At 70.1% G+C, this 19,107-nt stretch carries 17 protein-coding genes; 13 read left to right on the top strand and 4 right to left on the bottom strand.

Annotation, left to right across the window (positions count from 1 at the left end):
• Window position 1 precedes the first annotated feature (1 nt).
• The 8 genes from IGS68_RS27290 (at window position 2) to IGS68_RS27325 (ending at window position 10,503) form a co-directional block, all read left to right on the top strand.
• Window positions 2–775: a uroporphyrinogen-III synthase gene (locus IGS68_RS27290; RefSeq protein ID WP_201076066.1), complete on the top strand. Its 774-nt coding sequence runs from the start codon at window positions 2–4 to the stop codon at window positions 773–775.
• Between the two features lie 116 nt (window positions 776–891).
• Window positions 892–2,649 carry a mitofilin family membrane protein gene (locus IGS68_RS27295; protein WP_201076068.1) on the top strand — a complete coding sequence of 586 codons (1,758 nt, stop codon included), beginning with the start codon at window positions 892–894 and terminating at the stop codon, window positions 2,647–2,649.
• Window positions 2,649–4,112 (top strand): heme biosynthesis protein HemY, encoded by a 1,464-nt coding sequence (locus IGS68_RS27300; RefSeq protein ID WP_201076069.1) that lies wholly within the window; start codon window positions 2,649–2,651, stop codon window positions 4,110–4,112. Before IGS68_RS27295 ends, IGS68_RS27300 begins: the two co-directional genes overlap by 1 nt.
• 577 nt (window positions 4,113–4,689) lie before the next feature.
• Window positions 4,690–5,982, top strand: coding sequence for an RsmB/NOP family class I SAM-dependent RNA methyltransferase (locus tag IGS68_RS27305; RefSeq protein WP_201076071.1), 1,293 nt, complete (start codon window positions 4,690–4,692; stop codon window positions 5,980–5,982).
• A 125-nt stretch (window positions 5,983–6,107) separates the two neighbouring features.
• Entirely contained in the window at window positions 6,108–6,770 is a 663-nt protein-coding gene (gene rpe, locus IGS68_RS27310) for a ribulose-phosphate 3-epimerase (protein ID WP_201076073.1), read from the top strand.
• 6 nt (window positions 6,771–6,776) lie between these two features.
• Window positions 6,777–8,429, top strand: a complete 1,653-nt coding sequence (locus IGS68_RS27315; RefSeq protein WP_201076081.1) for a heparinase II/III family protein — start codon at window positions 6,777–6,779, stop codon at window positions 8,427–8,429.
• A 64-nt stretch (window positions 8,430–8,493) separates the two neighbouring features.
• Complete coding sequence (gene purH, locus IGS68_RS27320; protein ID WP_201076083.1) at window positions 8,494–10,080, top strand: bifunctional phosphoribosylaminoimidazolecarboxamide formyltransferase/IMP cyclohydrolase; 1,587 nt, start codon at window positions 8,494–8,496, stop codon at window positions 10,078–10,080.
• A 9-nt stretch (window positions 10,081–10,089) separates the two neighbouring features.
• Entirely contained in the window at window positions 10,090–10,503 is a 414-nt protein-coding gene (locus IGS68_RS27325; protein WP_371821864.1) for a YkvA family protein, read from the top strand.
• Between the two features lie 26 nt (window positions 10,504–10,529).
• Here IGS68_RS27325 and IGS68_RS27330 read toward each other — a convergent pair whose 3' ends face one another.
• Window positions 10,530–11,516 (bottom strand): zinc ABC transporter substrate-binding protein, encoded by a 987-nt coding sequence (locus IGS68_RS27330; protein WP_201076086.1) that lies wholly within the window; start codon window positions 11,514–11,516, stop codon window positions 10,530–10,532.
• Window positions 11,517–11,644: 128 nt separating this feature from the next.
• On the opposite strand from IGS68_RS27330, the gene znuC reads away from it, so the two are divergent.
• Window positions 11,645–12,463 (top strand): zinc ABC transporter ATP-binding protein ZnuC, encoded by an 819-nt coding sequence (znuC, locus tag IGS68_RS27335; protein WP_201076091.1) that lies wholly within the window; start codon window positions 11,645–11,647, stop codon window positions 12,461–12,463.
• Window positions 12,456–13,247 carry a zinc ABC transporter permease subunit ZnuB gene (gene znuB, locus IGS68_RS27340; RefSeq protein ID WP_201076095.1) on the top strand — a complete coding sequence of 264 codons (792 nt, stop codon included), beginning with the start codon at window positions 12,456–12,458 and terminating at the stop codon, window positions 13,245–13,247. The genes znuC and znuB overlap by 8 nt, the downstream gene beginning before the upstream one ends.
• 54 nt (window positions 13,248–13,301) lie before the next feature.
• On the opposite strand, the gene dnaJ is transcribed toward znuB, so the two are convergent.
• Window positions 13,302–14,444 (bottom strand): molecular chaperone DnaJ, encoded by a 1,143-nt coding sequence (dnaJ, locus tag IGS68_RS27345; protein WP_201076097.1) that lies wholly within the window; start codon window positions 14,442–14,444, stop codon window positions 13,302–13,304.
• A 179-nt stretch (window positions 14,445–14,623) separates the two neighbouring features.
• Entirely contained in the window at window positions 14,624–16,567 is a 1,944-nt protein-coding gene (dnaK, locus tag IGS68_RS27350; RefSeq protein WP_201081716.1) for a molecular chaperone DnaK, read from the bottom strand.
• 229 nt (window positions 16,568–16,796) lie between these two features.
• On the opposite strand from dnaK, the gene IGS68_RS36070 reads away from it, so the two are divergent.
• The 3 genes from IGS68_RS36070 to IGS68_RS27360 all read left to right on the top strand — a co-directional run bounded on the left by IGS68_RS36070 (window position 16,797) and on the right by IGS68_RS27360 (window position 18,603).
• Window positions 16,797–16,922 (top strand): hypothetical protein, encoded by a 126-nt coding sequence (locus IGS68_RS36070; protein ID WP_256445741.1) that lies wholly within the window; start codon window positions 16,797–16,799, stop codon window positions 16,920–16,922.
• 309 nt (window positions 16,923–17,231) lie between these two features.
• Window positions 17,232–17,435 carry a hypothetical protein gene (locus IGS68_RS27355; protein WP_201076099.1) on the top strand — a complete coding sequence of 68 codons (204 nt, stop codon included), beginning with the start codon at window positions 17,232–17,234 and terminating at the stop codon, window positions 17,433–17,435.
• A gap of 229 nt (window positions 17,436–17,664) precedes the next feature.
• Window positions 17,665–18,603 carry a DUF1848 domain-containing protein gene (locus tag IGS68_RS27360; protein ID WP_201076107.1) on the top strand — a complete coding sequence of 313 codons (939 nt, stop codon included), beginning with the start codon at window positions 17,665–17,667 and terminating at the stop codon, window positions 18,601–18,603.
• On the opposite strand, the gene IGS68_RS27365 is transcribed toward IGS68_RS27360, so the two are convergent.
• A complete protein-coding gene (locus IGS68_RS27365) occupies window positions 18,555–19,091 on the bottom strand; it encodes a PAS domain-containing protein (RefSeq protein ID WP_201076108.1) in 537 nt (178 codons plus the stop codon). The genes IGS68_RS27360 and IGS68_RS27365 overlap by 49 nt on opposite strands.
• Window positions 19,092–19,107 lie beyond the last annotated feature (16 nt).

A 19,107-nucleotide genomic window follows, 5' to 3' on the forward strand; every position in this document is an offset into this window, starting at 1 on the left:
CGTGACCGGGCAGCCCCAACGCACGGGACCCTTTCCCGCCGGACCGCGGCGCATCCTGATCACGCGCCCGCGCGAGGATTCCGAGGCGCTCGCCGCGGAACTGCGCGGGCGCGGCTTCGAGCCGGTGATCCAGCCGCTGCTGGAAATCCGGTATCTGCCCGGACCGCCGCTGGAGCTGGACGGCGTACAGGCGATCCTGTTCACGAGCGCAAACGGCGTACGAGCAACCGCAGCGCGTACGGCCAGGCGCGACCTGCCGGCACTGGCCGTCGGGGACGCCACCGCCCGATGTGCCCGGGAGGCCGGCTTCGTCCGGGTCGAAAGCGCCCGGGGCGATGTCGGCAGCCTCGCCCGGCTGGTGGCCGACCGCCTCGACCCCGCGGCGGGACGGCTGTACCATGCCGCCGGCAGCGCCGTCGCCGGCGACCTTGCCGGGGATCTCGGCCGGGCCGGCTTCTCGGTGGAGCGCCAGGTGCTGTACGCGGCCGAGCCGGTGACCGAGCTGCCGCCCGGGACGGTGGAGGCGCTGTACGCAGGTACAATCGACGCAGTCCTGTTTTTCTCTCCCCGGACGGCGCAAAGCTTTGTTAAGGTTGTTCAGAAGGCGGGGCTGGCCGATCGGCTCGGAGAAATCCTGGCTTTCTGCCTGAGCGAAGCGGTCGGTACGGCGGTGCGTACGGTGGGGTGGCGCGACATCCTCATCGCATGCCGGCCGGATCAGGCGGCTCTGCTTGATCTCATCGCGCCCGCCAGGACCCTTTCCCAGCCGGATTGAAAACCTCGGTTGGACCCCGGACCGGATCCCAACCCCGGACCGGAACCAAGTGCAAGAACAGTCAGACGAATAACCGCCAACGATAAACGTCCCCAGGGAATACGAGAAGGCCGCTCATGAGTCCCCGTCCCCCCGACCAATCGGATAACGACCCGACCGTGCCGGATCCGTCCGACGGCACCAACCCGACCGGCTCCGCAGCCGAGCGCATCATCGAGAAGTTCGGCGGCATCCGCCCCATGGCCCACAAGCTGGGCATGCCGGTCACGACGGTCCAGGGATGGAAGAAGCGCGGCGCGATCCCCAGCGCGCGCCATCCCGACCTGCTCGCCGCCGCCGGCCGCCACAACGTGTCGCTGGACCAGGCCGAACTCGACGCGGCCGCCCCGGCCGACGAGCGTGCCAGCGAGGAACGCGCGGTCGAGGATCGCACGGCGGACGAGACGACGCCCGCCGGCACCGTCGCGCCGGAGCCCTCGGCCACCGACACGCCGACGGGCGAGACTCCCTCGGCCACTCCCTGGACCAGCCCGCGCAGCTACGAGCGGCCCGCGGACACCTCGACCGAGCCCGAAACAGAAACCGCGACCAGGACCATGGCTGAGCCGACCCACCACGATCCAGAGCCGGTCCGCACGTCCGAGCCCGCCCGGTCCTCCGGCGGCGGCAAGGGCCTCGCGACCTTGGCCATCCTGCTGGCGCTGGCCGGCACCGGAGCGGCCGTCACGGCACCCCAGTGGGGGCCGCAGGTGATCCCCCAGATCTGGCCGCCGCGCACCGGTGCCGATACCGGTGCTTCCCAGCAGATCTCCGCACTCGAGCAGCGGGTCCAGGAGCTGGCCTCGCGCGGCACGGACACCGCGCCGCTGGACGAGCGGATCTCCCAGCTCGAGCAGCGCCTGTCCGAAGTGTCCCAGGCGCAGTCGCAGCAGCAGCAGCAGCCGGAGCAGTCCGGTCCCGCCGGCCTCGACCAGGCCCAGGTCGAATCGATCGTGCAGGACCGCGTCCAGCAGCTTGCCGGCCGGGTCGCCGCGCTGGAGCAGCGGCCCCAGCCGCAGGCGGGCGTCGACCGCCAGGCGCTCGACGCCCGCGTCGCCCCGCTGGAGCAGCAGCTCCAGGCACTCTCCCAGGTCCGCGACCGGGTGCAGCAGCTCGAAGGCCGGGTCGGCACGCTCGACCAGCAGCAGGCGCAGGCCATCTCGCAGCTGCGCAGCAGCGTCGCCGGGCTGGAGCAGGAGGCCAACCGCCTCGCCCAGGAGATCAACAACACCTCGAACCGCGCCGCCCAGGTGGCCGAGACGCTGACCCTGCGCCAGGCCCAGGAAAGCAAGGCCCAGGCCCTGGTGCTCGCCGCCGGCCAACTCCGCGCGACGCTCCAGAGCTCGCGGCCCTTCTCGTCCGAACTGTCGGCCGTACGCGCGGTCAACCTGCAGGACCCGCAGGTGGTGCAGGCGCTGAACGCGATCGAGCCCCATGCCGCCGACGGGATCCCGACCGAGGCGCAGCTGAACGAGAGGTTCTCCGACGTCGCGGGCGAGATCGTCCGCGCCGGGGTGCTCGCCAGCGGCGAAGGCGGCCAGTGGTGGGACAAGGCGCTCTCGACCGCTTCCTCCCTGGTCAATGTCCGGCGGACCGCCGGCGAGATCGAGGGCAGCGGCGCCGACGCGATCACCGCCCGGGCGGAGCGCCACCTGAAGTCCGGCCGCCTGGACGAGGCCGTCAAGGAGCTCGGGACCCTGACCGGCGAGCCGGCGAAAGTGGCCCAGCCCTGGATCGAGGACGCCAAGGCGCGCCTCGCCGCCAACGAGGCCGGCGCGCTGCTGACCGGCCAGGCCATCGCCCGCCTGTCGGGCTCCGCCGGAGGCAACCAATAATGACCCGCGCCATCTGGTTCCTGATCAAGCTGGCGATCGTCGTCGCGATCGCCATCTATCTCGTCGAAAATCCCGGCGCGGTCACGATCGACTGGCAGGGCTACGTCATCAACACCTCCTTCGCCATGCTGCTGCTGGTGACGGTGGTCCTGATCGGGATCGCCGCGCTGGCCTACCGGCTGTGGCGCGGCATCCGGGGTGCACCGGGGGCCTTCGGCCGCCGCAGCCGGGCACGCAAGCGCGAGCGGGGCTATCGGGCGCTGACCCGCGGCATGGTCGCGGTCGCGGCCGGCGACGCCGCCGGCGCGCGCCGCTATGCCCGCGAGGCCGACGCCATGCTGCGCGACCCGCCGCTGACCATGCTGCTGTCGGCCCAGGCCGCCCAGCTGAACGGCGACGAGAAGGCGGCGGAACGCTATTTCCAGACCATGCTGGAACGGCCGGAGACGGCGTTCCTCGGCGTGCGCGGCCTGCTGACCCAGGCGATCCGCGACGGCAACCAGACCGAGGCGCTGCAGCTCGCCCGCCGGGCCAAGTCGCTCCAGCCGCAGACCCCGTGGGTGCTCACCACCCTGTTCGACCTGGAGACCCGGGCAGCCCAGTGGGGCCGGGCCGAGCAGACCCTGCTCGACGGCATGAAGTCGGGCGCCTTCCCGGCGGAGGCCGGCCGGCACCACCGCGCCGCCCTGCTGCTGGAACGCAGCTACGAGGCCGAGCTGGAAGGCCATCACGACGACGCCCTGCGCCACGCCCAGGCCGCCGCCAAGCTGGAGCCCGCGTTCCCGCCGGCCGCCTCGCGCCTGGCCCGCCTGCTGGCGCGCACCGGCAAGCACCGCAAGGCCGGCAAGGTGATCGAGAAGGCCTGGAGCACCCGGCCCCATCCCGAACTGGCCGACGCCTACCGCGACATCAGCCCGGACAGCGATCCGCTGGCCCAGGTCAAGCGGTTCGAGCGGCTCCAGTCCATGGTGCCCAACGATCCGGAGGGCCATGTGGCCCTGGCCCGCGCCGCCATGGCCGCCAAGCTGTGGGGCGAGGCCCGCAACCACCTGAGCAAGGCGCTGGCCGAGCGTCCGACCGACAGGGTCTACCGCATGCTGGCCGAACTGGCCGAGGCGGAGCACGGCGACATCGCCGCCGCCCGGGACTGGCTGGCCAAGGCCGCCAACGCCGAGCCGGACCCGATCTGGGTCTGCAAGGAGTGCGGCACCCTGTCCAAGTCCTGGCGCAGCATCTGCGCCCAGTGCGGCGCGTTCGACAGCATGGAATGGAAGCTGCCCAGCGTCGCCGTCCGGATCGCCGAACCCCACCGGCTTCCGCCCGCGAGGCCTCCGGAGCCGCCGGCCCAGCCGGCAACCACCACGACGGTGGTGCAGCAGCCGGAGGAGACGCCGGCCGCTTCTCCGACGCAGGAAACCCAGCGGGGAACCACGGCGCAGCAGCCGCAACCGGCTGCGGGTTAGGAGCGTCCCGTCGAACCGGAAGAGCCGCCGCGTGACGGCTCTTCCAAGCCCCTGTCCTCATCATGACCGGACCTGATCACGACTGTCCGGCATGTTGGCTGCCTGTTCCGCTAAAGGGTTGATCACGGGCGGAAATACTTTGGTTTCGTCATGGCCGGACTTGATCCGCCGCTGTCCGGCACGGCGATTGCCGATCAACCATTGAGAACATTTCTAGTGACCGTTTTCTCCTTCAGTTCGTCATCCGCGGGCTTGACCCGCGGATCTCAAGGCACGGAGGCTCCGATGCTTCCCGTGAACGATGCCCGGATCAAGTCCGGGCATGACGATAAAGGGGTAGTTCCGCCTTGAGTTCAGGCTTGTGAGCAGTGCGCAACAAACGTGCCAGCCAGCCCTGGACCTGATCCGCTCAACCCAGCGCGAGGTCCATCTCGCCTGTTCGCGCACCGATGAAGATTAGGTCGGAGCGGCACCCGGCCTCGTTTCTTGACCGATAATCAGGTGCCGTGCCGGACAGCGTCCGCCCCGGGCCTTTTCCGATTCGACAAGCCCCCCTCCGCGCGCTAAACCGCGCGGCATGACCGACAGCACGCTGGCATCCCGCAACGCCGCCCTCGACCTGATCGAATCGGTGCTGCGCAAGAAGATCCCGCTCGACGACGCGTTCGACGCGCACGAGGGGCTCGACGCCCTGGAGCCGCGCGACCGCGCCTTCGTGAGGCTGATGGTGGCGACCGTCCTGCGCCGCCTGGGTCAGGTCGACGCCCTGGTGTCGGCGGCCCTGACCAAGCCCGACCCGGTCCGCGCCGGCGTCCTCGACATCCTGCGGCTCGGCACGGCGCAGCTCGTGTTCCTCGACACGCCGCCGCACGCCGCGGTCGATACCTCGGTGGCCGCGGCGGAAGGGCGCGGGCTCAGCCATTACAAGGGCCTGATCAACGCCGTGCTGCGCCGGGTCGCCCGCGAGGGCGCCGACCAGGCGAAGAAGCAGGATGCCGGCCGGCTGAACACGCCGGACTGGCTGTGGCTCGCTTGGCGGACCGCCTACGGCACTCCCCGCACCCGCGGCATCGTCGAGGCCAACCTGATCGAGGCGCCGCTCGACCTCACGGCGAAGGAGTCGCCCGGCGACTGGGCCGCGCGGCTGGAGGGCACCGTGCTGCCGACCGGGACGATCCGCCGCGCCTCCGGTGGTCAGGTCACCGACCTGCCCGGTTACGACGAGGGTGCCTGGTGGGTCCAGGACGCCGCCGCGGCGCTGCCGGCCAAGCTGTTCGGCGACATCCGGGGCAGGACCGTCTACGACCTGTGCGCGGCGCCGGGCGGCAAGACCGCCCAGCTCGCCGCCGCCGGGGCCGAGGTGACGGCGCTCGACCGGTCCGAACGGCGGCTTCGCCGGCTCTCCGCCAACCTGGAGCGGCTGAACCTGTGGGCGGAGACCCTGACCGCCGATGCCGCGACCTGGAAGCCGGAGCAGCCGGCCGATGCCATCCTGCTCGACGCGCCGTGCAGCGCCACCGGGGCGATCCGGCGCCATCCCGACATCCTGCGGCTGAAGACCCAGGAGGACGTCGCCAAGCTGGCGGGGGCCCAGCGCCGGCTACTGGCCCACGCGGTGGAACTGCTCAAGCCCGGCGGCATGCTGGTCTATTGCACCTGCTCGCTCCAGCCGGAGGAGGGCGAGCAGCGGATCGACCACCTGCTGAATTCCGGGGCGCCGGTCGAGCGGCTGCCGGTCGATCCCGGCGAGCTGGGCGGCCTGTCGGAACTGATCAACGAGCGGGGGGAAGTCAGGACCCTGCCGGGTCACCTCGCTGAACTGGGCGGCATCGACGGCTTCTTCGTGGCGCGGCTCGTCCGCACCAAATGATATGCCGATCCCGATGACGGTCGATTTGCGCAATTCAAACCTGCGCCGGCAGGGACCATGTGTGATCTTGCGCACACCCCGCCGGACTTGGTAGGACAGCTTCGCTTTCGTAGGACGGCCTCGCCATGCAGCAATCGACCCGAATCGCTCCCTCCATCCTGTCGGCCGACTTCGCCCGCCTGGGAGAGGAGGTGCGCGCCGTCGATACCGCCGGGGCCGACTACATCCATATCGACGTGATGGACGGGCATTTCGTGCCCAACATCACCATCGGCCCCGCCGTCGTGTCGGCCCTGCGGCCCCATTCCGCCAAGATCTTCGACGTCCACCTGATGATCTCGCCGGTCGACCCCTTCATCGCCGACTTCGCCAAGGCTGGCGCCGACATCATCACGGTCCATCCCGAGGCCGGCGCCCACACTCACCGGACGATCCAGCTGATCAAGTCGCTGGGCAAGAAGGCCGGCCTGTCGCTCAACCCGGCGACGCCGGTCGAGGCGGTGGATTACCTGATGGACGACCTGGACCTGATCCTGGTGATGAGCGTCAATCCCGGCTTCGGCGGCCAGGGCTTCATCCGCTCACAGCTCGACAAGATCCGGGAACTGCGCCGCCGGATCGACGCCAGCGGGCGGCAGATCGACCTGGAGGTCGACGGCGGCATCAATTTCGAGACGGCGGGCGCTGCGATCGAGGCCGGCGCCGACGTGCTGGTGGCCGGGACGGCGACCTTCGCCGGCGGGCAGGACGCCTATGCCGGCAATATCCGGCGGCTGCGGGGTGCCTGAGGCGGGATGACTGGCCAGCGCGACACCTTGGGCTGGCTGAAGCAGGGCGCGCGGGCGTTCGCCTTCGGCAATCCGCTGTACGGGCTTACCCTGGGCGGCCGGCCGGTCAGCGGGCTGGCGACCGTCCCCAACGATCCCTGGCCGGGCGACGCGGATATCGGCGCTGCCCTGATGGACGGGGTGTTCCCCTTCGCGGGCGAGGTGATGCAGGCGGACGAGCCGGTCTGGGTGCCGGCCCTGGGCTTCGGTTCCCCCTGGATCGCCCAGATGAACGCGTTCGACTGGCTGCGCGACCTGCGCGCGCTGGGCGGCGACGCGCCGCGCCGGCAGGCGCGCCTGCTGATCACCGGCTGGCTCGACCAGAACCACGGCTGGAACCAGGCGTCGTGGGCGCCCGACGTGCTGGGTGCCCGCATCGCCAACTGGATCGGCCAGCATGATTTCTACTGCCAGAGCGCGGACGACGCCTTCCGCGGCCGGGTGTTCGAAAGCCTGGCGCGGCAGACCCGCCACCTGGCCCGCGTCACCCCCGGCCCGCTCCAGGGGGCGGCGCTGCTGACCGCGGTCAAGGGCCTGGTCTACGGCGGGCTGTGCCTGCCCGGCTGCGAGAAGCACGTGCCTTACGCCCTGCGGCTGCTGGAACGGGAACTGCCGCTCCAGGTGCTGCCGGACGGCGGCCATGTGGAGCGCAACCCCGAGCGCCACATGCTGGTGCTCCGCCACCTGATCGACCTGCGTGCCGTCCTGCGCGCGGCCCGCCAGGAGGTGCCGGAGATGCTCCAGCACGCGATCGACCGGATGACCCCGGCGCTCCGCTTCTTTCGCCACGGCGACGGCGGGCTGGCGCTGTTCAACGGCGGCCGCGAGGCCGACCCGGCCATGACCGACACGGTGCTGGCCCAGTCCGACGCGCGCGGGCGCCCGCTGAAGAGCGCTCCCCATTGCGGGTTCGAGCGGATGCTGGCCGGCCGGACCACGGTGCTGATGGATACCGGCAAGGCGCCGCCGCCGGGCCTGGACCAGGACGCCCATGCCGGCACGCTCAGCTTCGAGATGACCATCGGGCGCGAGCGCCTGATCGTCAATTGCGGCTCGCATCCCAGCCGCTTCGGCCCCTGGCGCGGCGCGCTGGCGGCGACCGCGGCCCACTCGACCCTCGCGGTGGCGGAGACCAATTCCGCGGAAGTGTTCGAGGAGGGCGGCCTGGGCCGCCGGCCGAACCGGATCACCTGCGAGCGCATCGAGAGCGACGGCGCCACCCTGGTCGAGGCGACCCACGACGGCTATGTGCGCGCCTTCGGGCTGCTGCACCGGCGGCGGCTCTACCTGGCGGACAACGGCGACGACCTGCGCGGCGAGGACACGCTGGAAGGTCCCGCCGGCCACCCCTTCGCGCTCCGCTTCCACCTTCATCCCGGCGTGGACGCCGCCCTGTCGCCCAACGGCGGTTCCGCCCTGCTGCGGCTGCCGGGGGGCTCGTCGTGGCGCCTGCGGGCGACCGGCGGGACCTTCGCCGTCTCCGAAAGCATCTATTTCGGCGGCGGGTTCGGCGACGGCGACGAGCCGCGGCGGACCCGCCAGGTCGTCGTGACCGGCGACACCGTGTCCGATCGCACGGTGATCAAATGGGCGCTACGCCGCGAGAAGAAGCAGCCCTGACCATCACCGCACCCGAACCGCAGCCACGCCCGACTGGGCCAGAATTTCGCAGGATACCGCCGCCATGAACGCCGATCTCGTCCGCGTCACCCGCGCCCTCGTTTCCGTTTCCGACAAGACCGGCCTGGTGCCGTTCGGCCAAGCCCTGGCGGCGCGCGGCGTCGAGATCCTGTCGACCGGCGGGTCCGCCCAGCAGCTCCGCGACGCCGGCGTGCCGGTCACCGAGGTCGGCGACCATACCGGCTTCCCCGAGATGATGGACGGCAGGGTCAAGACTCTCCACCCCAAGGTCCATGGCGGCATCCTGGCGCGCCGCGACCTGGACAGCCACCTGGCCGCCATGGAGGCCCACGGCATCCCGCCGATCGACCTGGTCGTGGTCAACCTCTACCCGTTCGAGGCCACGGTCGCGCGCGGCGCCGCGTTCGAGGACTGCGTGGAGAACATCGACATCGGCGGCCCGGCGATGATCCGGAGCGCCGCCAAGAACCACGGCTTCGTCGCCGTGGTGACCGACGCCGCGGACTACGACGCCGTCCTGGCCGAGCTGGAGGCCAACGACGGCGCCACCACGCTGGCGCTGCGGCGGCGGCTGGCGGCCGGCGCCTACGCCCGCACGGCCGCCTACGACTCGGCGATCAGCCAGTGGTTCGCCGGCCAGAACGGCGAGACCTTCCCGGCCCGCGTCACCGTCGCCGGCAGCCTGCGCCAGACGCTCCGCTACGGCGAGAACCCGCACCAGCAGGCGGCATTCTATGTCGGCGGCGCGGGCGGCCGGCCGGGCATCGCGACGGCGACGCAGCTCCAGGGCAAGGAGCTGAGCTACAACAACCTCAACGACACGGACGCCGCGTTCGAACTGGTGGCCGAGTTCGAGCGCCCGGCCGTCGCCATCATCAAGCACGCCAATCCCTGCGGTGTGGCCGAGGGCGACAGCCTGCCCGACGCCTATGCCCGCGCGCTGGAATGCGACCCGGTCAGCGCCTTCGGCGGCATCATCGCGGTGAATCGCACCCTGGACGCCGCCACGGCCGAGCAGATCGCCAAGCTGTTCGCCGAGGTGGTGATCGCCCCCGACGCCGACGGGGATGCCCGGGCGTTCCTGGCCGCCAAGAAGAACCTGCGCGTCCTGCTGACCGGCGCCATGCCCGATCCGGCCGCGCCCGGCATGACCGTGCGGACGGTGTCCGGCGGCTTCCTGTTCCAGGACCGCGACAGCGGCCGGATCAGCCTGCCCGACCTGAAGGTGGTGACGAAGCGGGCGCCCGACGACCGGGAGCTGGCCGACCTGCTGTTCGCCTTCCGCGTCGCCAAGCATGTCAAGTCGAACGCGATCGTCTATGCCAAGGCCGGAGCGACCGTAGGCATCGGCGCCGGCCAGATGAGCCGGGTGGACAGCTCGCGCATCGCGGCGTGGAAGTCGGCCGACGCGGCACAGGCGGCGGGCCGGGCGGAGGCGGGGACGATCGGCTCCGTGGTCGCGTCCGACGCCTTCTTCCCCTTCGCGGACGGCCTGCTGGCCGCGGCGGATGCCGGCGCCACCGCGATCATCCAGCCCGGCGGCTCGATGCGCGACGGCGAGGTGATCGCCGCCGCCGACGAGCGCGGCCTCGCGATGGTCTTCACGGGGATGCGCCACTTCCGGCACTGAGCGTCCGGGGTGGCCGTGCCCGGCCCCAAGGTCCCCGACGGCCTGCTGTCCAGGGCGAAGGCGTGGGCCCGCGGCGTGAAACGGGACGTCCATGCGGTTTATCTGGCGGCCCGCGACCCCAGGACGCCCTGGTGTGCGCGGGCGGCGGCGCTGCTGGTCGCGGCCTACGCGCTCAGCCCGATCGATCTGATCCCGGACTTCATCCCGGTCGTCGGCTATCTCGACGACCTGCTCATCGTGCCGCTGGGCATCCTGCTCGTCGCCCGCCTCATCCCCGCCGACATACTGGCGGAGCATCGCGCGGCCGCGCAGGCCCGGGGGGCGGACCGGCCCGTCAGCTACGCGGCCGCCGTCGCCATGGTCGCGGTCTGGAGCGCCGCCGCGGTCGTCCTGTACCGGTGGCTGGCGGCGGAAGGCGGCTGATGCCCCCGCCGTCCGGGGGGGAGCGGTCAGCCGGCCTTCAGGCAGGACACGAGGGAGGCGGCCATGTCGCGCATGAGCTGGAAATAGAGATCGGGGCCGTCGGGCAGCCCGGCCCCGAGCGGGTCGAGCACGCCCTTGCCGGCCCCGGTGCCCTCCACTACGGTGGTGACCAGGGTCGGTTCGAACTGGGGTTCGGAGAACACGCAGGCGGCGTCGAGAGCGGTGATCCGGCTCCGGATCTCGCTGAGACGCTGGGCGCTGGGCCGCTGCTCCGGGCTGACCGTGATGGCGCCGACGGCGTTCAGCCCGTAGCGGTCCTCCAGATAATGGTAGGCGTCGTGGAAGACCACGAACGGCCGGTCCTTCACCGGCGCCAGCAGGCTGCCCAACTCGGCGTCGAGCGCGGTCAGCCGCTCGGTCAGGGACTTGGCATTGGCCTGGTAGCGGGAAGCGTTGGCGGCGTCATGCTCGGACAATTCCCGCGCGATGGCGGCGACCATCGCCTGGGCGTTCGACACGTCGAGCCAGACATGGGCATCATTCATGCCGTGAGCGTGTCCGTGCCCATGGTCGCCGTGGCCCTCGTGCGCGTGCGCGTGCCCGTGACCGTGACCGTGGTCGTCATGGTCGTGCGGTTCCCAGGCGCCGCCTTCGCGGGTGGGCAGCAGGGTGATCCCGGGAGCGTCCATCAAGGCGACCGCGTGGGACTTGCCGCCCAGGGACTCGATCGGCTTGGCGAGGAACGTCTCCAGGTCCTCGCCGACCCAGAACACCAGGTCGGCCCCGGCGAGCGCGCGGGCGTCGCTGGGGCGGAGGTTGAAGGCGTGCGGGGAGGCGGCGCCCTTGACCAGGAGCGTGGGTTCGGCGACACCCTGCATCACGCCGGCGACCAGGGAATGGATCGGCTTGATGGAGGCCACCACGCCGACCGGTTCCGCCGCCGGAGCGGCAGCGGAGAAGAATACCGCTCCGGCCAGGGCCAGGAGGGATGTCGTTGCGCGACGGACGTTCATGACGGGGTGTGGCCTCCGACCAGGGCAGGGTTGCACAATTGCGTATTCGTGAACCCCCTACTGTTCTGTTATAACATTACCTTGTCAAGGGCCGGTTGACCGGCACGGGAAATCGGGGCGCAGCCTTCATGTCATCCACCACAGAGCCTCTGGTCGAAACCCGCGGGCTGACCGTCACCTACGGCAGCCGCACCGTGCTGGAGGATATCGACCTGACCGTCGGCGCGGGCGAGATCGTGACGCTGATCGGTCCCAATGGCGCCGGCAAGACGACGCTGGTGAAGTCGGTGCTGGGCCTGGTCAAGCCGTCCGCCGGATCGATCCGGCGCCGCGCCGGCCTGACCATCGGCTACATGCCCCAGCGGCTTCAGGTCGAGCGGACCCTGCCGCTGACCGTCCGCCGCTTCCTGACCCTGTGGCAGCGGGTCGACCGCGCCGACCTGGCCCAGGTGCTCGACGAGGTCGGGGCCTCCCACGTCATCGACGGCGCGGTCCAGACCCTGTCCGGCGGCGAGCTTCAGCGCGTGCTCCTGGCCCGCGCCCTGCTGCGCCGGCCCGACATCCTGGTGCTGGACGAGCCGGTGCAGGCGGTCGACGTCCATGGCCAGATCGAACTGTTCAACCTGATCGCCGAGATCCGCCGCAGCCGGGGCTGCGGCGTGCTGCTGGTCTCCCACGACCTGCACCTGGTGATGGCTCGGACCGACACGGTGCTCTGCATCAACCGCCATGTCTGCTGCTCCGGCCATCCGGAGGATGTCAGCCGGCACCCGGAATACCTGGCGATGTTCGGCCGCCATGCGGAGGCCTTGGCGGTCTACCAGCACAGCCACGACCATCACCACGGCTGCGACGGTACCGTGGTCACCCTGCCGTCAGCCCAGGGAGCCGGCCAGGACGCGGCCCGTCCGCTTTCCGAGGCCCGCAGGCACCATGGCCATGGATGATTTCATGATCCGGGCCCTGGTGGGCGGCTGCGGCATAGCGCTGGTCGCCGGCCCGCTGGGATCCTTCGTCGTGTGGCGCCGGATGGCCTATTTCGGCGACACCCTGGCCCATTCCGCCCTGCTGGGCATCGCGCTCGGCTATCTGCTGGGGATCGGGCTGACGGTCGGGGTGATCGCGGTCTGCGTCGCCATCGCCACGCTTCTGGTGGTGCTGCAGGAGCAGCGCCAGCTCGCCAGCGACACGCTGCTCGGCATCGTCTCCCACTCCACGCTGTCGCTGGGGCTGGTCGCCATAGCCTTCATGGAGACCATGCGGATCGACCTGCTGGCCTACCTGTTCGGCGACATCCTGTCGGTCACCGTCGCGGACATCCAGTGGATCTACGGCGGCGGCGCCGTGGCGCTGGCCGTGCTGGCGCTGATCTGGCGGCGGCTGCTCGCCATCACGGTGGACGAGGACCTGGCGCGGGTCGAGGGGATGCCGGTGCTGGCGATCCGCCTGGTCTTCATGCTGCTGATCGCCGCGGTGATCGCGATCGCCATGAAGATCGTCGGCATCCTGCTGATCACGTCGCTGCTGATCGTGCCGGCCGCGACCGCCCGCCGGTTTTCCCGCTCGCCGGAGCGGATGGCCGTCACGGCGTCGCTGATCGGCATGGCCGCCGTGATCGGCGGCCTGCTGGGCTCTCTCTTCTGGGACCTGCCGAGCGGCCCCAGCGTGGTCACCGCCGCGGCGTTGATGTTCGCCCTGAGCCTGATGGCGCCGATGCCGCGGGCGGCGTGACCCTGGACGGGGGGACGGGGCCGGACCGCCGCTCCCTCGTCACCGCCGGTTCCTTCAGTCCTTCAGGTCTTCCCAAAGCTCCTTCACCTTGGCGAAGAAGCCCTCGCTTTCGGGGCTGGTGCCTTCCTTGCCGGCCTTCTCGAACTCGCGCAGCAGCTCCTGCTGCTTCTTGTTCAGGTTGACCGGAGTCTCGACCACGGCCTGGATATACATGTCGCCGCGCTGGGTGCTGCGCAGGACCGACATGCCCTTGCCCTTCAGGCGGAACTGGTGGCCCGACTGGGTGCCGGCCGGCACGTTGACCTTGGCCCGGCTGCCGTCGATGCTGGGCACCTCGACGGTGCCGCCGAGGGCCGCCGTCGTCATCGGGATCGGCACCCGGCAGTGGATGTTGGCGCCGTCGCGCTGGAAGAACCGGTGCGGCGCTATCGCCAGGAAGATGTAGAGATCGCCCGTCGGCGCCCCGCGCAGCCCCGCCTCGCCCTCGCCGGCCAGCCGGATGCGGGTGCCGTCCTCGACGCCCGCGGGGATGTTGACCTGGAGGTTCTTCTCCTTCCGGGTCCTGCCGCTGCCGCCGCAGCTCTTGCACGGGTCCTTGATGACCCGGCCGGCGCCGTGGCAGGACGGGCAGGTCCGCTCGATCGTGAAGAAGCCCTGCTGCGCCCGCACCTTGCCCAGGCCGCCGCAGGTCGGGCACGAGATCGGCTGGGTGCCGGCTTCCGCCCCGCTGCCCGAGCAGCCCTCGCAGACCACCGAGGTCGGAACCCGGACGGTCGCCTGGCTGCCGCTGAAGGCCTCCTCCAGCGAGATTTCCAGATTGTAGCGCAGGTCGGCGCCCCGGCCGGTCTGGCCGCCGGCGCGCCGGCCGCCCATGAAGTCGCCGAACATCTCGTCGAAGATGTCCGCGAAGCCGCCGCCCCCGAAATTGAAGTCGAAGCCGCCGGCGCCGCGTCCGCCGCCCGGGCCGCCGCCCTCGAAGGCGGCATGGCCGAAGCGGTCGTAGGCCGCGCGCTTCTGCTCGTCCTTGAGGACCTCGTACGCTTCGCTGCAATCCTTGAACTTGGCTTCCGCCTCGGCGTCGCCAGGGTTCCGGTCGGGGTGATACTGCATGGCCATCTTGCGATAGGCCTTCTTGATCTCCTCCGCCGAGGCACCCTTGGTCAGGCCGAGAAGTTCGTAATAGTCCTGCTTCGCCATCAGGCCGCCAGCCCCTGCCTCTGAACCGTTCGATCAACCATAAAACCGCTCCGGCTGGCCGGCCCTGGACCCAGGGCCTTCCAGCCGGAGCGGAAAACACAATGCCACACAAATCCCGCCGCGGGGGAGGACGGATTTCGGGCCGCCATCCCCCGGCGCTCGGGACGAAGCGCCGTCGGTCAGGCCGACTTGCTCTTCTTGTCGTCGTCGACTTCCTCGAAGTCGGCATCGACCACGGTCGAGTCGCCGCCCGCCTGCGCCCCGGCGCCCGCGGCACCGCCGGCACCCGGGCCGCCCGCGCCCCCCGTGCCGTCGTCCTGACCGGCCTTGTACATGGCCTCGCCAAGCTTCATGGACACCTGGGCCAGCGCGTCGGTCTTGGCCTTGATCGCCGCGGCGTCGTCGGCGCCGGCCGCCTCGCGCAGCTCGGCGATGGCCTTCTCCGCGGCGGCCTTGTCGGCCGCCGGGATCTTGTCGCCGGCTTCCTTGATGGTGCGCTCGGTGGTGTGGATCAGGCCGTCGGCCTGGTTGCGCAGCTCGACCAGCTCGCGCCGCTTCTTGTCCTCGGCGGCATGCGCCTCGGCGTCCTTGACCATCTTCTCGACGTCGGCGTCGGACAGGCCGCCCGAGGCCTGGATGCGGACCGACTGCTCCTTGCCGGTGGCCTTGTCCTTGGCGCCGACGCTGACGATGCCGTTGGCGTCGATGTCGAAGGTCACCTCGACCTGGGGCACGCCGCGCGGGGCGGGCGGGATGCCGACCAGGTCGAACTGGCCCAGCAGCTTGTTGTCGGCCGCCATCTCGCGCTCGCCCTGGAACACCCGGATCGTCACGGCGCTCTGGTTGTCCTCGGCGGTCGAGAAGGTCTGGCTCTTCTTGGTCGGGATCGTGGTGTTGCGGTCGATCAGCCGGGTGAACACGCCGCCCAGGGTCTCGATGCCCAGCGACAGCGGGGTCACGTCCAGCAGCAGCACGTCCTTGACGTCGCCCTTCAGCACGCCGCCCTGGATCGCGGCGCCGATCGCGACGACCTCGTCCGGGTTGACGCCGCGGTGGGGCTCACGGCCGAAGAACTGCTTCACGGTATCCATGATCTTCGGCATGCGGGTCATGCCGCCGACCAGGATCACCTCGTCGATCTCGTTGGCCTTCAGGCCGGCGTCGCGCAGGGCCGCCTTGCAGGGCTCGATCGTGCGCTGCACCAGGTCGTCCACCAGGGCTTCCAGCTTGGCGCGGGTCAGCTTGATGTTCAGGTGCTTCGGGCCGGACTGGTCGGCGGTGATGAACGGCAGGTTGACTTCCGTCTGCATGCCGGACGACAGCTCGATCTTCGCCTTCTCCGCGGCTTCCTTCAGGCGCTGAAGGGCCAGGCGGTCGTTCCGCAGGTCGATGCCCTGCTCCTTCCGGAACTCGTCGGCGAGATAGTCGATGATGCGGGCGTCGAAGTCCTCGCCGCCCAGGAAGGTGTCGCCGTTGGTCGACTTCACCTCGAACACGCCGTCGCCGATCTCCAGCACCGACACGTCGAAGGTGCCGCCGCCCAGGTCGTAGACCGCGATGGTGCCGCTGCCCTTCTTCTCCATGCCGTATGCCAGCGCCGCGGCCGTCGGCTCGTTGATGATGCGCAGGACTTCGAGGCCCGCGATCTTGCCGGCGTCCTTGGTGGCCTGGCGCTGGCTGTCGTTGAAGTAGGCGGGGACGGTGATGACGGCCTGCGTGACCTTCTCGCCCAGGTAATTCTCGGCGGTTTCCTTCATCTTCTGAAGGATGAAGGCGCTGATCTGGCTGGGGCTGTACTTCTTGCCGTGGCTCTCCACCCAGGCGTCGCCGTTGTCGCCGCCGACGATCTTGTAGGAAACGAGCCCCTTGTCCTTCTGGGTCAGCGGATCGTCGTAACGGCGACCGATCAGACGCTTGATCGCGAACAAGGTGTTGTCGGGATTGGTCACCGCCTGGCGCTTGGCCGGCTGGCCGACCAGACGCTCGCCGCCCTGGGTGAAGGCGACCATCGACGGCGTCGTCCGGGCGCCTTCGGTGTTCTCGATGACCTTGGCACTGCCGCCTTCCATGACGGCCACGCACGAGTTCGTGGTGCCCAGGTCGATACCAATCACTTTGCTCATCATTCAGCCTCTTTGTTACGGCAGACCAGTCGCGGCCCGGTACTTCGGCACCGCCACGGCCCCCTTGGTTCTGGTGGTTGAGGGTATGGAACGGTGTGGGAGTTCAGATGATCTCTCAGTCTGTCCGGAGATATAGGCAGGTGTCCCGAAGGCTGCAACCGCCCCGCGGCAAGCCAAATGCTGCGGAGACGGGGCCTCGGGCCGGAAAGCCACACCCCGGAAGCCAGACATGGAACGGCTGCCGGCCGGCCGGGAGCGCGACCGCCTGCCGCACCTGCCGGCCGGCATCCCGTCGGGAACATCCCGGTATGGCCGGCATGATGCCGACGCCAGGGAATCACAGCGCCCGGTTTGAATCCCCGTTGCAAGGTGCTACCGGCAGTATCAATTCCTGCCAAGTCCAGGTAGGAAGGAAAGGAGTAACAAGATGGTATAAATCCGAGTTTTTGCTTGAAGTTAACCTATGATTAAAGTATTTCGGTGTGCTGACATAATGAGACGCAATTGACAGTTGCCGCTATTTCTGTTTGGCCTTACATTATCCACCTTTTTATCCCCAACGATTATGGTATATGTTTTCCAGGGCAAGGCGAACGCGAGGTGAGGGGGGACATCGCCGGCCTCGCCCGGAGACGGTGGCGCGATTATTAGAGGTAAATTTATCATGACTCACAGACGTCGCGATTTGGCGCTTGCGATCAAGTCCTGCCTCGACAGCCTGGCGCAGGATGCCAGGAACAATGAATTGGCGGAACTCGCCCATTTCGTAAGCCTCGCCGCCCTCGCGGCCGAGGAAGCCGCACAGTCGGCGGACCCGCAGGCCAACCTGCTGAAGGCCCTGATGTCGGGAGAAGCCGGCCACTGCTGACCCGGCCAGCCCGGCCCTGGCCGCGGCGGACTTGCCCCCACCGGAATGCTCTGCTGTATCTCTCAGTGAGTCGAAGGGGGTGCGGGGTTTTCCGGCAGCCCCCTTGTTTTCCCGCCCTGTTTCCCGCGCCGACGCCGGCCGCCGCCAGGCTCCGTCCGCCGTCATCTCACAGCCTTGTCACCGGTCCGCGCCGCCCCGGCCCGCCGTCCGGCCCGCCGGAGTAAGCCGGGTGATCATTTCCGCCAGCTACAAGACCGACATCCCGGCGTTCCATGGCCGCTGGTTCCTCAACCGGCTGGATGCCGGCTTCTGCGCCGTGGTCAATCCCTATGGAAGGCAGGTCCACCGGATCGACCTGTCGCCCGCCGCCGTGGACGGGTTCGTCTTCTGGACCCGCAACGCCTGGCCCTTCATGGACGCGCTGGAGACCGTCGCCCGGCGGGGGCATCCCTTCATGGTCCAGGTGACGCTGACCGGCTATCCCCGGGTGCTCGAAACGAACGTGCTCGACGCCGCCCGGTCGGTGGAGCAGATCCGTGCGCTCCGCGGCCGCTGGGGGCCGCGCGCCGTCGTCTGGCGCTACGATCCGATCGTCCTGTCGTCCCTGACCGGCGCCGATTGGCACCGGGCCAACTTCGCCGGCCTCGCCCGGGCGCTGTCCGGCGCGGTGGACGAGGTGGTCATGTCGTTCATGCAACCCTACCGCAAGACCGTCCGCAACCTGGACGCCGCCGCCCGCGCCCACGGCTTCAGCTGGCACGACCCGGAGGATGGCGGGAAGCGCGCGCTCCTGGCGGACCTCGCGGCGATCGCGGCGGGGGAGGGCATGGCGCCGAGCCTCTGCACCCAGCCGCACCTGCTCGACGTGCCGGGCGTGTCGGCCGCCCGGTGCGTCGACACCCTGCGCCTGGCCGACGTCGCGGGGCGGCCGGTGGCGGGCCGGCGCAAGGGCAACCGCCCGGGCTGCGACTGCGCCGAAAGCCGGGACATCGGCGACTACGACACCTGCGTCCAGGGCTGCGCCTATTGCTACGCCGTGGCGAGCCGGCCGGCGGCCCTGCGCCGGGCGAAGGCCCATGACCCGGACGGGGATTTCCTGGTCGCCCCGGCGGCGCCGGCTCAGAGTTCCGCCGGCTCGAAGGCCACCGTCGATCCGTCCAACTCGTAGTCCTGGATGGTCGGCCGCTCGCGGGCATGGGGGTCGGCGAAGGACGCGTAGAGGCATGCGAAGATCTGGGAAACGGTCCGCCCGTCCTGCGTGAACGGCAGGAACAGCTTGTCGATGCCGGCTTCGACGCCCCGGAAGGAGGCGCTCCGGTACCGGAAGGCCATCGCCTTGCCGCGGACCGCGCAGTCCTCGAACTGGCGCAGCACCACGCGGGCGACCGGCGGCTTCAGGACCTCGTCCAGGAATCGCCCGGTATAGTCCGCGCCGTCGTAATAGACGATCTCGGTCCCGACCAGCCGCAGGCGGAACCGGCGGGGACATCCCTCCACCCCGACGATCAGCAGGTTGCCCATCCAGGGCTGGAACTCCTCCGGCCGGAAGCTCGACCGCAGCGGCAGGGCCTGCCCGTCGAGGCGCGAGGACCAGAGGGCGTACAGGGCACGGAGCTTTTCGGCAGGAAAGGCGGGGAGACGCGGGTTGCTGGTCATGCTTGGCGGGACTATC

The organism is Skermanella sp. TT6 (genome assembly GCF_016653635.2).
In the GTDB taxonomy this organism is placed as follows: domain Bacteria; phylum Pseudomonadota; class Alphaproteobacteria; order Azospirillales; family Azospirillaceae; genus Skermanella; species Skermanella cutis.

Excerpts from the sequence above, each read along its gene's own strand:
- IGS68_RS36070 (WP_256445741.1), top strand. The coding sequence starts at position 16,797 with ATGGAACGGCTGCCGGCCGGCCGGGAGCGCGACCGCCTGCCGCACCTG.
- IGS68_RS27295 (WP_201076068.1), top strand. The coding sequence starts at position 892 with ATGAGTCCCCGTCCCCCCGACCAATCGGATAACGACCCGACCGTGCCG.
- IGS68_RS27315 (WP_201076081.1), top strand. The coding sequence starts at position 6,777 with ATGACTGGCCAGCGCGACACCTTGGGCTGGCTGAAGCAGGGCGCGCGG.
- IGS68_RS27355 (WP_201076099.1), top strand. The coding sequence starts at position 17,232 with ATGACTCACAGACGTCGCGATTTGGCGCTTGCGATCAAGTCCTGCCTC.
- rpe (WP_201076073.1), top strand. The coding sequence starts at position 6,108 with ATGCAGCAATCGACCCGAATCGCTCCCTCCATCCTGTCGGCCGACTTC.
- purH (WP_201076083.1), top strand. The coding sequence starts at position 8,494 with ATGAACGCCGATCTCGTCCGCGTCACCCGCGCCCTCGTTTCCGTTTCC.
- IGS68_RS27300 (WP_201076069.1), top strand. The coding sequence starts at position 2,649 with ATGACCCGCGCCATCTGGTTCCTGATCAAGCTGGCGATCGTCGTCGCG.
- IGS68_RS27305 (WP_201076071.1), top strand. The coding sequence starts at position 4,690 with ATGACCGACAGCACGCTGGCATCCCGCAACGCCGCCCTCGACCTGATC.
- dnaK (WP_201081716.1), bottom strand. The coding sequence starts at position 16,567 with ATGAGCAAAGTGATTGGTATCGACCTGGGCACCACGAACTCGTGCGTG.
- dnaJ (WP_201076097.1), bottom strand. The coding sequence starts at position 14,444 with ATGGCGAAGCAGGACTATTACGAACTTCTCGGCCTGACCAAGGGTGCC.
- znuB (WP_201076095.1), top strand. The coding sequence starts at position 12,456 with ATGGATGATTTCATGATCCGGGCCCTGGTGGGCGGCTGCGGCATAGCG.
- IGS68_RS27365 (WP_201076108.1), bottom strand. The coding sequence starts at position 19,091 with ATGACCAGCAACCCGCGTCTCCCCGCCTTTCCTGCCGAAAAGCTCCGT.
- IGS68_RS27330 (WP_201076086.1), bottom strand. The coding sequence starts at position 11,516 with ATGAACGTCCGTCGCGCAACGACATCCCTCCTGGCCCTGGCCGGAGCG.
- znuC (WP_201076091.1), top strand. The coding sequence starts at position 11,645 with ATGTCATCCACCACAGAGCCTCTGGTCGAAACCCGCGGGCTGACCGTC.